Raw genomic sequence first — 12,621 nt, forward strand, 5'->3', positions numbered from 1 at the left:
GAATCGTAAAGTCTGAAGCCCGAGACAGAAGCAGGCAATAGCCACACACGGTTTGGCGACACCGCTTCCCTTGCGTATCATGCTCGCACCTGCAAGGAAGCCGTCTGACGCAAGCCCAGGAACCGTCGCAACCAAGCGTGCGACGCCGTTTGCCCCACTTATATCCGGAGGGCCCATGAGCCTGCACGAACTCAACACTTTCCCTGGCGTCACCGCCCAACCCGACGCTGCCACGGCCAAGTTCGTCTTCAACCACACCATGTTGCGCGTCAAGGACATCACCAAGTCCCTGGATTTCTACACCCGCGTGCTGGGTTTCTCGCTGGTGGAAAAACGCGACTTCCCGGAAGCCGAATTCAGCCTGTATTTCCTGGCGCTGGTGGACAAGAACCAGATCCCGGCGGACGCAGCGGCGCGGACCGAATGGATGAAGTCGATCCCTGGCATCCTGGAACTGACCCACAACCATGGCACCGAAAGCGACCCGGCTTTCGCCTACCATAACGGCAACACCGACCCACGCGGCTTCGGCCACATCTGCATCTCGGTACCGGACGTCGCCGCCGCCTGCGAGCGCTTCGAAGCATTGGGCTGCGATTTCCAGAAACGCCTGAACGACGGTCGCATGAAAAGCCTGGCGTTCATCAAGGACCCGGATGGCTACTGGGTGGAAATCATCCAGCCTGCACCGCTGTAAACCTCACCACCGCTCCCGCAAAATAAGGGCCGATAAAAAACCCCATGAGCCAGGCCCATGGGGTTTTGTCTTGCCGCTTTCGGCTGCTTATGCCGGCGCGGAGGTGCGGATCAGGTGGTCGAAGGCACTCAGCGAAGCCTTGGCGCCCTCGCCTACGGCAATCACGATCTGCTTGTACGGCACGGTGGTCACGTCACCGGCGGCGAACACGCCAGGGATCGAGGTTTCACCCCGGGCATCGACGATAATCTCACCCCGTGGCGACAGCTCGACGGTGCCTTTGAGCCAATCGGTGTTGGGCAGCAAGCCGATCTGCACGAAGATCCCCTCCAACTCCACATCCCGCACGTCACCGCTCGGACGGTCCTTGTAGCGCAAGCCATTGACCTTCTGACCGTCTCCAGTCACTTCGGTGGTCTGGGCATTGGTAATCACCGTCACGTTCGGCAGGCTGTGCAGCTTGCGCTGCAATACCGCGTCGGCACGCAATTGCACATCGAACTCCAGCAAGGTGACGTGGGCGACGATACCGGCCAGGTCGATGGCCGCCTCGACACCGGAGTTACCACCGCCGATCACCACCACGCGCTTGCCTTTGAACAGCGGACCGTCGCAGTGCGGGCAGTACGCCACGCCCTTGTTGCGATACTGCTGCTCGCCCGGCACGTTCATTTCACGCCAGCGGGCACCAGTCGCCAGGATCACGGTCTTGGCCTTGAGGCTCGCACCGCTGGCGAACTTGATTTCATGCAACCCGCCGGCCTTGCCTGGCACCAAGGCGTCGGCACGTTGCAGGTTCATGATGTCCACGTCGTACTGCTTGACGTGTTCTTCCAGGGCGACGGCCAGTTTCGGCCCTTCGGTTTCCTGGACCGAGATGAAGTTCTCGATGGCCATGGTGTCGAGCACCTGCCCGCCGAAACGCTCGGCCGCCACACCGGTGCGGATGCCTTTACGGGCCGCATAGATCGCCGCCGAAGCACCGGCCGGGCCACCGCCCACCACCAGCACATCGAACGCATCCTTGGCGCTGATCTTCTCGGCCTGGCGCTCGATACCGCTGGTGTCGATCTTGGCAAGAATCTCTTCCAGGCCCATGCGGCCCTGGCCAAAGTTCACGCCGTTCAGGTAGATGCTGGGCACGGCCATGATCTGCCGTTCATCGACTTCGGCCTGGAACAGCGCGCCGTCGATGGCGACGTGGCGAATGTTCGGGTTCAGCACCGCCATCAGGTTCAGTGCCTGGACCACGTCCGGGCAGTTCTGGCACGACAGCGAGAAATAGGTCTCGAAGTTGAACTCGCCCTTGAGGGAGCGGATCTGTTCGATAACCTCGACACTGGCCTTCGATGGGTGACCGCCGACTTGCAGCAAGGCCAGCACCAGCGAAGTGAATTCGTGGCCCATGGGGATGCCGGCAAAACGCAGGCTGATATCGGCACCCGGGCGATTCAACGAAAACGAAGGCTTGCGCGCATCGGTGCCGTTGTCGAGCAAAGTAATCTGGTCGCAAAGACTGGCGACGTCTTTGAGTAACGCAAGCATTTCCTGGGATTTCGCACCGTCATCGAGGGAAGCGACGATCTCGATCGGCTGGGTGACCCGTTCCAGGTATGACTTCAACTGAGCTTTAAGATTGGCGTCCAACATACGGGCGATTTCCATTTTTTGAATTTCAGAAAAAACAACGCCCGAGCGAATCTCGCCCGGGCGTTTTTTGTGGGCGGTGCAGCTTGCTTAGGTGCGGATGACCGCCCTCAAGGGACTCACGGTCTTAGATCTTGCCGACCAGGTCCAGGGACGGAGCCAGGGTGGCCTCGCCTTCTTTCCACTTGGCTGGGCAGACTTCGCCCGGGTGAGCGGCGACGTACTGGGCGGCCTTGACCTTGCGCAGCAGCTCGGAAGCGTCACGGCCGACACCACCGTCGTTGATCTCGACGATCTTGATCTGGCCTTCTGGGTTGATCACGAAAGTACCGCGGTCAGCCAGGCCGACTTCTTCGATCAGCACGTCGAAGTTGCGGGAGATGACGTGGGTCGGGTCGCCGATCATGGTGTACTGGATCTTGCCGATGGCTGGCGAAGTGTTGTGCCAGGCGGCGTGGGCGAAGTGAGTGTCGGTGGAAACGCTGTAGATTTCGACGCCCAGCTTCTTGAATTCGGCGTAGTTGTCGGCCAGGTCTTCCAGCTCGGTTGGGCAAACGAAGGTGAAGTCGGCTGGGTAGAAGAACACGACAGACCACTTGCCTTTCAGATCGGCGTCCGATACCGGAACGAATTCGCCGTTTTTGAAAGCGGTAGCGTTGAACGGTTTAACTTGGCTGTTGATGATAGGCATCGATGTTTCTCCATCAGGGTTGAAAAGTTGATGGAGGGAATCTTAACCACTCGTCCCCGGGCTGGCTCATTGGCAAACCTCATGCGAATGATTGGTTTTGGCTATGAGCAGTTAAATAGATAGAAGAAAACCTAATAGGGCGAGCAACCTCGCTCGCCCTATGTTCGCCTGGCGATCAGGAGGCTACGGGCGTGCGCATGGTGACGAACTCCTCGGCCGCAGTCGGATGTACGCCGATGGTTTCATCGAAATCGCGCTTGGTGGCGCCAGCCTTGAGCGCAATGGCCAGGCCCTGGACGATTTCCCCGGCATCCGGCCCGACCATGTGGCAACCCAGCACCTTGTCAGTCCGGGCATCCACCACCAGTTTCATCAGCGTGCGCTCCTGGCAGTCGGTCAAGCTCAGTTTCATCGGCCGGAAGCGGCTTTCGAAAATCTGCACCTCATGGCCTTCTTCCCGGGCCTGCTCTTCCGTCAGGCCAACCGTGCCGATATTCGGCAGGCTGAACACGGCGGTGGGGATCATCCGGTAATCCACCAGGCGATATTGCTCGGGCTTGAACAGACGTCGCGCAACCGCCATGCCCTCGGCCAGGGCCACGGGTGTGAGCTGGACACGACCGATCACATCGCCAATGGCCAGGATCGACGGCTCGGTGGTCTCGTATTTTTCGTTGACCTGGATAAAGCCCTTCTCGTCCAGCGTGACACCGGTGGTTTCCAGGCCCAGGTTGTCGAGCATCGGCCGCCGACCGGTGGCGTAGAACACGCAATCGGTGAGCAACGTCTTGCCATCCTTGAGCTCGACCCTGAGGCTGCCATCGTCCAGTTTTTCGATGGACTTGATGTCAGCGTTGAATTGCAGGTCCAGGCCACGGCGGGTCAGCTCGTCTGCCAGGTGCTTGCGCACCGCACCGTCAAAGCCGCGCAGGAACAGCTCACCGCGATAGAGCAAGGACGTCTGCGCCCCCATGCCGTGGAAAATCCCGGCGAACTCCACCGCGATGTAGCCGCCGCCCACGACGATGACGCGCTTGGGCAGTTCCTTGAGAAAGAACGCTTCGTTGGAGCTGATGGCATGCTCGCGCCCCGGAATGTCCGGGATCACCGGCCACCCACCCGTGGCGACCAGGATGTGTTTGGCGGTGTAGCGCTGGCCGTTGATCTCGACCTCATGGGGCCCGGTGATCCTGGCGTGGCCTTCGTGCAGTACGACGCCGCTGTTAACCAGCAGGTTGCGATAAATCCCGTTGAGGCGATTGATTTCCCGGTCCTTGTTGGCGATCAGCGTGGCCCAGTCGAAACTCGCCTCGCCCGCCGTCCAGCCGTAGGCCGACGCCTGTTCGAAGTCCTCGGCGTAGTGCGCGCCGTAGACCAGCAGTTTTTTCGGCACACAGCCCACGTTCACGCAGGTCCCACCCAGGTAGCGGCTTTCCGCCACAGCCACCTTGGCGCCGAAACCGGCGGCAAACCGTGCAGCCCGCACACCGCCGGAACCGGCGCCAATCACATACAAGTCAAAATCGTAGGCCATTTCTATCTCCTTCGGCAGGTCATCAGCATACCTGCTGTTTTCGCCTGAGGCAGCGTTGCGATGGTTATGGGGGCGGAAAGTGAAAAAGCCAGCCGGACTTCGCGACCACCTTCTTGTGGCTGAGCGACGAACCAAGGCCTGCCTCACCCACTTGTGGCGAGGGGATTTATCCCCGTTGGGCTGCGCAGCAGTCCTAAAGCCTGCAACGGCGGTGTATCAGGCTGATCGCATCCGGATGTTGGGGCTGCTGCGCAGCCCAACGGGGATAAATCCCCTCGCCACAGGGTTCTGTGTGCCTATCGGGCTTGAACTGCCTGGTGATTTTCCAAAAAAAAACGCCCCGAACCAGTCGGGGCGTTTTTCAAGGCGCGGCGCAGGCTATCAGTAAGCCTTGCCGGTCTTGTAGAAGTTCTCGAAGCAGAAGTTGGTCGCGTCGATGTAGCCTTCGGCGCCACCGCAGTCGAAACGCTTGCCTTTGAACTTGTAGGCCATGACGCAGCCGTTCTGGGCCTGTTTCATCAGGGCGTCGGTGATCTGGATTTCGCCGCCCTTGCCTGGCTCGGTCTGTTCGATCAGGTCGAAGATGTCCGGGGTCAGGATGTAGCGACCGATGATCGCCAGGTTCGACGGTGCGTCTTCAGGTTTTGGTTTTTCAACCATGCTGTGAACGCGGTAGATGTCGTCACGGATCATTTCGCCAGCAATCACGCCGTACTTGTTGGTTTCCTGCGGATCGACTTCCTGGATTGCCACGATGGAACAGCGGAACTGCTTGTACAACTTGACCATCTGCGTCAGTACGCCGTCGCCTTCGAGGTTGACGCACAGGTCGTCCGCCAGGACCACGGCAAACGGTTCGTCACCGATCAGTGGGCGGCCGGTCAGGATCGCGTGACCCAGGCCTTTCATTTCAGTCTGGCGGGTGTAGGAGAACGAGCACTCATCCAGCAGTTTGCGGATACCGACCAGGTATTTTTCCTTGTCGGTGCCCTTGATCTGATTCTCCAGCTCGTAGCTGATGTCGAAATGGTCTTCCAGGGCGCGTTTGCCGCGGCCGGTGACGATGGAAATTTCCGTCAGGCCCGCATCGAGGGCTTCTTCGACGCCGTACTGGATCAGTGGCTTGTTCACCACCGGCAGCATTTCTTTGGGCATGGCTTTAGTCGCTGGCAGGAAGCGAGTACCGTAACCGGCTGCTGGGAACAAGCATTTCTTGATCATATAAGTCCTTGAAAAGGCGGTGTGTACGAGTTTCGGCGCAGTCTAATCAGGCGACGGGCACCTTACAATGCCCGCACTGGCCAACCGGTGCCATCATAGAGAAATAAAAAACGGCGGATAGTTCAATCGCCTTTCGTTTCGATGGCTGCAGCGGACCCACTGTACGCCAGTAGGCGCTGTTTGCGAGCATTTGACGTATCATGGCGCCCTTGATCACGCCAATGAGGCAGCTAGATGTCGGTAACAAGAAACGCAAACGGCTATTCGGTCAGCCAGGGCAAGGACGGCCAGTGGTGGATTATCAACTACCACGGCGAGCAGGTCGCCGGTCCCTTGCCCAGCAAGGCCATGGCGGTGGAAGTGGCCGCGGTATTCCAGGATGAGCGCGCTGCCCCGGCGGCGAAAGAACGCGACACCGCTCCCGCACGCAGCCCCCGCCGCAAGAAATAACCAGACGAGCCTCTAGTAGATGCCACCCGGGCATTGAACGAGGCTGGTTCAGCTGTACTTTAGCTGTACCGCAATGGCCATTCGCTATAATCTCGCCGTTGCCCTTCCCTTCTCGATGACGATCCCATGAAGACACTTCTGGCACTGTTTACAGTCCTGGCCCTGGCGGGCTGTGCCTCGGCCGAAAAAACCTATCTCGATAACGGCGAGCAAGGCTTGGCCATCGACTGCTCGGGCGAGGCCAACTCCTGGGCGACGTGCTACGAAAAGGCTGACGCGTCCTGTGCCGGCACCGGCTACCGCATCGTCGGCACCGACGGCACACCCCAGGCCAAGGAAAGCGAGAAGACCCTGGGCGTCGACGTCGGTAACTTCACCAGCCGCAGTGTCGTGGTGGTCTGCAAGTAATCAAATGTGGATCTCGGCAAACTTGATGCCCAGCCCGCGCAAGGTTTCGATCAGTTCATCAAGACGGCTGAAGGACTCCACTTCGTCCTGGTCATCCACCAGGAAAAAACTGCGCCCGGCGCTTTTCTTGAAGAACACGATCCATTCGCCCGGGCTCGCCGGGTTCTGAATCACGTGGGTGGCACAGATAAGACCTTCTGCATGGCGCTCGCGCACCTGCTCGCGTTTCATCGACTGGCTCCATAAATGACAATGCCGCCAACGTGAACCGTGGCGGCATCTTTTGTCGAGGGCAGTAGTTTATCCGATGCCCGGTCCGCTCGTCAGGCGCGGAATGTGATCAGCCGGAAATGCAGGCGTTGGCCGCATCCTGCACGTCGCCCGGACGCACCGGTACATTGGACATGCTTTCGTGCAGCTTGATGCTGCTGCCGCTGGAGCGCTCGTCAATATCGAACACCGCCGCCGGCAGGGTCGACAGTTTGCCCGGGACGATCAGTCGAACACCATTCTTGTGTGGCTCCACTTGCAGCGGACCACGGCTTTTGGCCAGTTTGTCGGAAACACACTTGGCATATTCGTGAGGTTTCTTTCCGGAGATGACGCTCATGGTGGGGGGCGTCTGGTTGATGTCCGATACCGATGCACATCCACTCATGGCCAATGCCAACACCCACACGCTGCGCTTCATATGATTCCTCCGATAAAGATCCTCCGACAGTGCAGGCCCCGTTTTTCTCCGGCGCCGCACAGCTTTATTTTTCCCGCAACCTGCAATAAATGAACAAAGCCTGGAGCGCGGGCCGGATATTAACACTCGGGGCTGATAAACTGCGCGTCATTGCCCCTTGCTATCGTTTTGATTTTGTAGAAAAAGCCCTTCTGGAGGCGCCCATGAAATTCATCCACCAGCGCGAGCACCTGAACGAAGACGACATTGTCGTCATCGAATGCTCCCAAATGTGCAACATCCGTTTGATGAACGACGCCAACTTCCGTAGCTTCAAGAACGGCGGTCGGCACACGTATCACGGCGGCGCGTTCGACACCTTCCCGGCCCGGATCACTGCCCCTAGCACCGGTTTCTGGAACATCACCATCGACACCGTCAACCGCCGTGCAATCAGCGTCACGCGCAAGCCGACCCTGACCCACAAGATCAAAATCATCCGGCGTTCCAGCTCGAAGCTGAGCTGAGCCTCGCCCACTTTCAAGACAGGCAAAACCGTGGCCCAGACGACCAAATACGTCATCAAGTACAAGCTCAACGACGAACGCCGCTTCGAATTCGCGCAACTGGAAACCGGCACCGAGGAAGAAGCCCGAGCCGCGTTGCAAAAGCTGCATGGCGAAACCGACGATGTGATTAGCAACGTCAGTGTCAGCAAGGCGCTGTAAAGACTCACCCTGATAAATGTTTGTGGCACCAGGGCGGGCACGATGCTTTTGTGGCGAGGGAGCTTGCTCCCGCTGGGCGGCGAAGCCGCCCCAATTGCCTGGTGCATTCTTGCAGGCAGACCGCGCTGGCAGGTTTTACGACTGCTGCGCAGTCGAGCGGGAGCAAGCTCCCTCGCCACAGGGGATTTGTCGTGCCTGCTGACGGGAGTGACTCAGGACATTGATGCATCGCAAGAACCGGAGTGCTGACCAACGAAACACCCTCCAGACTGACCAATCCTTTGCACCAAGGATTGTCATCATGCCCACTCCCCCGCATCTGCCCTCACTGACCCAACGAATAAATCAACTGGATTGGTCGGCCCTGGAACACGGTCTCGAGCAGGACGGCAGCGCGCTCATCCGCAACCTGCTGCCCGCCACGCAATGTCGAATGCTCAGTGGTCTGTACGCAGAGAGCGGGCTTTTTCGTTCGCGGGTGATCATGGCCCGCCATGGATTCGGGCGCGGCGAGTATCAGTATTTTCGTTACCCGCTGCCTGACCTCGTCCAGCAACTGCGTCAGTCGTTGTATCCGCTGCTGGTACCGCTGGCCAACCGCTGGAACGCGTGCATGGGCCTAGAGGTGCGCTATCCCGACCGGCATGCCGATTTCATCCAGCGCTGCCATGCCGCCGGGCAGCAACGCCCGACGCCATTGTTGCTGCAATACGGCCCCCAGGACTACAACTGCCTGCACCAGGATCTGTACGGCGAGCAGGTGTTCCCGCTGCAGGTCGCGATCCTGCTGTCGGCACCGGGCCAGGACTTTACCGGGGGCGAGTTCGTGCTGACCGAACAACGTCCGCGCATGCAGTCGCGGCCGCAGGTCATCGATCTGAAACAGGGTGACGCAGTGGTGTTCGCGGTGCATCAGCGGCCCGTCAAAGGCGTTCGCGGTTATTATCGAGTGAACATGCGCCATGGCGTCAGCCGCGTGCACGACGGTAGGCGGCACACCTTGGGAATCATTTTTCATGATGCGCAATGACGACAACCCGATCACCCTGGACCTGTTCGCCGACGAGACGCCGACAACGCCCGGCCAGGTCGAACAGATTGGCCCGCAATCGTTCGTGTTGCGTGGCTTTGCCCTGCCCTGGCTCGACCGTTTGCTGCCGGCCCTGGAAACCGTGTTGCAGGCCGCGCCGTTCCGGCAGATGGTCACACCTGGCGGCTTTACCATGTCGGTGGCCTTGAGCAGTTGTGGCACGCTGGGCTGGACCACCGACCGCAGCGGCTATCGCTATAGCGCCGTTGATCCTCAGACCGGCCACCCCTGGCCCGCCATGCCGGCGGTGTTTCGCGAACTGGCCCAGGCCGCCGCCCGGCAGGCACGGTTCGAGCATTTCGAGCCGGACTCCTGCCTGATCAACCGCTACGTGCCCGGCGCACGGATGTCGTTGCATCAAGATAAAAACGAACGCCAACTCAGCGCCCCTATCGTCTCGATGTCCCTGGGCCTGCCGGCAATGTTTCAGTTCGGCGGGTTCGAGCGCAGCGACAAAAGCCTGCGTGTGCCACTGTTCCATGGTGACATCGTGGTTTGGGGTGGCACGGACCGGTTGCGTTACCACGGCGTGCTGCCGCTCAAGGCGGGAGAGCATCCGCGCCTGGGCGCCCAGCGCATCAACCTGACGTTTCGCACCGCCGGATGAAGGTGCAGAATTCAACCGCAAGACCCGGAGTGTCGCCGCTCCCCAGGCTCGCTACTGTAGCCAAAACGGGCCAATGGACATAACGACCATGAACAGCACTTCGAATCATCTCGCCCCTGAACTGGATCCGCGCTGGGCCGCCGTGCTCGCCCGGGATCCACGCGCCGACGGCACCTTCGTCTATGGCGTGAAAACCACCGGCATCTATTGCCACCCCAGCAGCCTGTCGCGCCTGCCCAACCCGCGCAACGTCGAGTTCTTCGACACGCCGGAACAGGCCCAGGCCGCCGGTTATCGGCCCAGCAAGCGCGTAGCCCGGGACCAGACCCAGATCGCCGCCCAACAAGCGGCACGGGTTGCCGCCGCTTGCCGGCAAATCGAGGCGGCCGAGCAACTGCCTGGCCTGAATCAGCTGGCAGAAAGCGCGGGGTTGAGCCCGTTCCATTTTCATCGGGTCTTCAAGGCTGTCACCGGCCTGACCCCCAAGGGTTATGCCGCCGCCCACCGCTCACGCAAGGTGCGCGAACGCCTGGCCGATGGCGGCAGCATCACCGAGGCGCTGTACGACGCCGGTTTCAACTCCAACAGCCGCTTTTATGAGGCTGCCGACAAGGTGTTGGGCATGAAACCCGCCGACTATCGCGCCGCCGGGCAGAACACCGACATTCGTTTCGCCGTCGGCCAATGCTCCCTCGGGGCAATCCTGGTGGCGCAAAGCGAGCGTGGCGTGTGCGCGATCCTGCTGGGGGACGACCCGGACGCGTTGGTGCGCGACCTGCAAGACAAGTTCCGCCGGGCCAACCTGATCGGCGCCGACCGCGAGTTCGAGCAGTTGATCGCCCAGGTGGTTGGCTTCATCGAAGCACCGGCCCTAGGCTTGGACCTGCCCTTGGACCTGCGCGGCACCGCCTTCCAGGAGCGGGTCTGGCAAGCCTTGCGGGACATTCCCGCAGGCAGCACCGCCAGCTATGCCGAGATCGCCCAGCGCATCGGCATGCCCAAGGCCGTGCGCGCCGTGGCCCAGGCCTGCGGCGCCAACAGCCTGGCGGTGGCGATCCCTTGCCATCGGGTGGTACGCAGCGACGGCAACCTGTCGGGCTATCGCTGGGGCGTGGAACGCAAGCGTCAGTTGCTGGCGCTGGAGCGCTCATCCGGGGATTGAATGCCGATGTAGATCGCCACCGAGTCGGGGCCGCTGTAGACCTCGAAATCGGTGGTGAAACGGCGCAATGTCTGCGGGTTATCCGCGAAGTATGCCCAGATCAGGCCCCAGGTCTGGATCACGCAATCGGGCATCGGCCCCTTGGCCGAAAACACCAGGTAGTCGCCGCCCTCGATGTCCACGGCGGGATAGCCTGCGCTGGTCGCATCCACCTGCACCCCGGCCGTCACATCGAAGTGGCCGGTGGCGTCGGACTCGTAGTTGGAATACACCCCGTAGACGAACGACTCCGACTGCCGGGCCGGAATCGTGTCGAACAGCCCTTCGTTGAAGAACTGCTGCCACATCGGGCCGATTCGGGCGGTGCCGGGCTGCTGCTCGTCGGTGTTGCGGGTGCGCACCTGCAGGCCGGCCACGGTGAAGGGTTCGACGGTCTTGAGTTTCACGTCCATGGATCGGGCTCCTTGATGTATGAAGCCCGCATGGTAACCCTCCCACCGTCGGGATCAAGTTGCAGCGCTCGATTGAAAAACTCGACTGGCCCTCGCCGGTCCACACCTGCTAAAACCGCTGTTTCCTTCTGCCGTCGGAGACCCCGCCCATGAGCCAGTGGCCAGACACTCGCATTCTTGACCTGCTCGGTATCGAGCTGCCCATCATTCAGGGGCCGCTGGCCGGGGTGACCGGGCCGGCCATGGTGGTCGCGACGTGCAATGCCGGCGGGCTGGGTTCGATGCCGGCGGCGATGCTCGATGTCGAACAACTGCGCCAGGCGCTGACGACCATCGGCGAGCAAACCGACAAGCCGTTCAACGTGAATTTTTTCTGTCACCAGCCCCCGGCCTTCGACGAACAGCGGGCCGCGGCCTGGAAGCAACGGCTCAAGCCGTACTACCAGGAACTGGGCGTCGACTTCGACGCGCCGACCCCGGTGTCCAACCGCACCCCCTTCGATGATGCCGCCTGCCAGGTGTTGGAAGAGATGCGTCCCAAAGTGGTCAGTTTTCATTTCGGCCTGCCGGAAAAATCCTTGCTGGATCGGGTGAAGGCCACTGGCGCGAAAATCCTTTCCTCGGCCACTACCGTCGAGGAGGCCATCTGGCTGGAACAGCATGGTTGCGATGCGATCATTGCCATGGGTTACGAAGCCGGTGGTCATCGCGGGATGTTCCTCAGCGACGACCTCAACACCCAAGTCGGGCTGTTTGCCTTGCTGCCGCAGGTGGTGGATGCGGTGAAGGTGCCGGTGATCGCCACCGGCGGCATTGGCGATGCACGGGGGATCGTCGCGGCGTTCGCCCTGGGCGCCTCGGCGGTGCAACTGGGCAGCGCCTATCTGTTCACCCCCGAGGCGAAGATCAGCGCTTCCCATCACCGCGCGTTGCGCACGGTCAAGGAAAGCCAGACCGCTGTTACCAACCTGTTCACTGGGCGCCCGGCCCGAGGCATCGTCAACCGGGTGATGCGCGAAGTGGGCCCGATGAGCCCGCTCGCACCGGCCTTTCCCCTGGCGGGCGGCGCGTTGATGCCGCTGCGCGCCAAGGATGAAGCGGGCTTCAGCAACCTGTGGGCCGGCCAGGCGTTTCCCCTGGGCCGCGAACTGTCGAGCGCCGAGTTGACCCGGCGGTTGGCTGAAGAGGCATTGGCCCGATTCAACAATCGTGGGCGGTCCTGACAGCCGTCATCGCCTGTCAGGCCGCCATCGCTTGCTCCCTC

Annotated in this window: 16 protein-coding genes; 9 read left to right on the top strand and 7 right to left on the bottom strand. The window is 61.0% G+C overall.

Annotation, left to right across the window (positions count from 1 at the left end; genetic code table 11):
• Window positions 1–175 precede the first annotated feature (175 nt).
• Window positions 176–697, top strand: coding sequence for a lactoylglutathione lyase (gloA, locus tag BM300_RS03840; protein WP_063320623.1), 522 nt, complete (start codon window positions 176–178; stop codon window positions 695–697).
• An 87-nt stretch (window positions 698–784) separates the two neighbouring features.
• Here gloA and ahpF read toward each other — a convergent pair whose 3' ends face one another.
• From ahpF to galU, 4 genes are all read right to left on the bottom strand, one after another.
• Window positions 785–2,347, bottom strand: coding sequence for an alkyl hydroperoxide reductase subunit F (gene ahpF / locus BM300_RS03845; protein WP_092462059.1), 1,563 nt, complete (start codon window positions 2,345–2,347; stop codon window positions 785–787).
• Window positions 2,348–2,471: 124 nt separating this feature from the next.
• The gene (gene ahpC / locus BM300_RS03850; RefSeq protein WP_024617781.1) at window positions 2,472–3,035 is read right to left on the bottom strand and encodes an alkyl hydroperoxide reductase subunit C; all 564 of its coding nucleotides are present in this window, start codon (window positions 3,033–3,035) and stop codon (window positions 2,472–2,474) included.
• Between the two features lie 175 nt (window positions 3,036–3,210).
• Window positions 3,211–4,569 carry a glutathione-disulfide reductase gene (gorA, locus tag BM300_RS03855; protein WP_092462061.1) on the bottom strand — a complete coding sequence of 453 codons (1,359 nt, stop codon included), beginning with the start codon at window positions 4,567–4,569 and terminating at the stop codon, window positions 3,211–3,213.
• Between the two features lie 381 nt (window positions 4,570–4,950).
• Window positions 4,951–5,790, bottom strand: a complete 840-nt coding sequence (gene galU / locus BM300_RS03860) for a UTP--glucose-1-phosphate uridylyltransferase GalU (protein ID WP_003182953.1) — start codon at window positions 5,788–5,790, stop codon at window positions 4,951–4,953.
• 234 nt (window positions 5,791–6,024) lie between these two features.
• Between galU and BM300_RS03865 the strand changes: the two genes are divergently transcribed.
• Both BM300_RS03865 and BM300_RS03870 read left to right on the top strand, forming a co-directional pair.
• Window positions 6,025–6,240: a hypothetical protein gene (locus BM300_RS03865; RefSeq protein WP_063320619.1), complete on the top strand. Its 216-nt coding sequence runs from the start codon at window positions 6,025–6,027 to the stop codon at window positions 6,238–6,240.
• A 126-nt stretch (window positions 6,241–6,366) separates the two neighbouring features.
• The gene (locus BM300_RS03870; RefSeq protein WP_063320618.1) at window positions 6,367–6,648 is read left to right on the top strand and encodes a hypothetical protein; all 282 of its coding nucleotides are present in this window, start codon (window positions 6,367–6,369) and stop codon (window positions 6,646–6,648) included.
• Here the strand turns inward: BM300_RS03870 and BM300_RS03875 are convergent, their stop codons facing one another.
• Both BM300_RS03875 and BM300_RS03880 read right to left on the bottom strand, forming a co-directional pair.
• Complete coding sequence (locus BM300_RS03875; protein WP_072348699.1) at window positions 6,649–6,879, bottom strand: hypothetical protein; 231 nt, start codon at window positions 6,877–6,879, stop codon at window positions 6,649–6,651. It lies immediately after the preceding gene.
• 109 nt (window positions 6,880–6,988) lie between these two features.
• On the bottom strand, window positions 6,989–7,339 hold the full coding sequence (locus BM300_RS03880; protein WP_003203007.1) for a hypothetical protein: 351 nt from the start codon (window positions 7,337–7,339) through the stop codon (window positions 6,989–6,991).
• A 203-nt stretch (window positions 7,340–7,542) separates the two neighbouring features.
• On the opposite strand from BM300_RS03880, the gene BM300_RS03885 reads away from it, so the two are divergent.
• The 5 genes from BM300_RS03885 to ada all read left to right on the top strand — a co-directional run bounded on the left by BM300_RS03885 (window position 7,543) and on the right by ada (window position 10,905).
• On the top strand, window positions 7,543–7,845 hold the full coding sequence (locus tag BM300_RS03885) for a DUF1883 domain-containing protein (RefSeq protein ID WP_003182962.1): 303 nt from the start codon (window positions 7,543–7,545) through the stop codon (window positions 7,843–7,845).
• 30 nt (window positions 7,846–7,875) lie between these two features.
• Window positions 7,876–8,046, top strand: a complete 171-nt coding sequence (locus tag BM300_RS30965) for a hypothetical protein (RefSeq protein WP_086936548.1) — start codon at window positions 7,876–7,878, stop codon at window positions 8,044–8,046.
• A 301-nt stretch (window positions 8,047–8,347) separates the two neighbouring features.
• Window positions 8,348–9,076, top strand: coding sequence for a 2OG-Fe(II) oxygenase (locus tag BM300_RS03895; RefSeq protein WP_092462063.1), 729 nt, complete (start codon window positions 8,348–8,350; stop codon window positions 9,074–9,076).
• Window positions 9,063–9,743, top strand: a complete 681-nt coding sequence (gene alkB / locus BM300_RS03900) for a DNA oxidative demethylase AlkB (RefSeq protein ID WP_371856945.1) — start codon at window positions 9,063–9,065, stop codon at window positions 9,741–9,743. Before BM300_RS03895 ends, alkB begins: the two co-directional genes overlap by 14 nt.
• An 88-nt stretch (window positions 9,744–9,831) precedes the next feature.
• Complete coding sequence (ada, locus tag BM300_RS03905; protein ID WP_092462065.1) at window positions 9,832–10,905, top strand: bifunctional DNA-binding transcriptional regulator/O6-methylguanine-DNA methyltransferase Ada; 1,074 nt, start codon at window positions 9,832–9,834, stop codon at window positions 10,903–10,905.
• Here the strand turns inward: ada and BM300_RS03910 are convergent.
• The gene (locus tag BM300_RS03910) at window positions 10,869–11,357 is read right to left on the bottom strand and encodes a GyrI-like domain-containing protein (RefSeq protein WP_063320614.1); all 489 of its coding nucleotides are present in this window, start codon (window positions 11,355–11,357) and stop codon (window positions 10,869–10,871) included. The genes ada and BM300_RS03910 overlap by 37 nt on opposite strands.
• A 149-nt stretch (window positions 11,358–11,506) precedes the next feature.
• Between BM300_RS03910 and BM300_RS03915 the strand changes: the two genes are divergently transcribed.
• Window positions 11,507–12,580 (top strand): NAD(P)H-dependent flavin oxidoreductase, encoded by a 1,074-nt coding sequence (locus BM300_RS03915; protein ID WP_092462067.1) that lies wholly within the window; start codon window positions 11,507–11,509, stop codon window positions 12,578–12,580.
• Window positions 12,581–12,621 lie beyond the last annotated feature (41 nt).

It is taken from the genome of Pseudomonas sp. NFACC46-3 (assembly GCF_900114515.1).
In the GTDB taxonomy this organism is placed as follows: Bacteria; Pseudomonadota; Gammaproteobacteria; order Pseudomonadales; family Pseudomonadaceae; genus Aquipseudomonas; species Aquipseudomonas fluorescens_Q.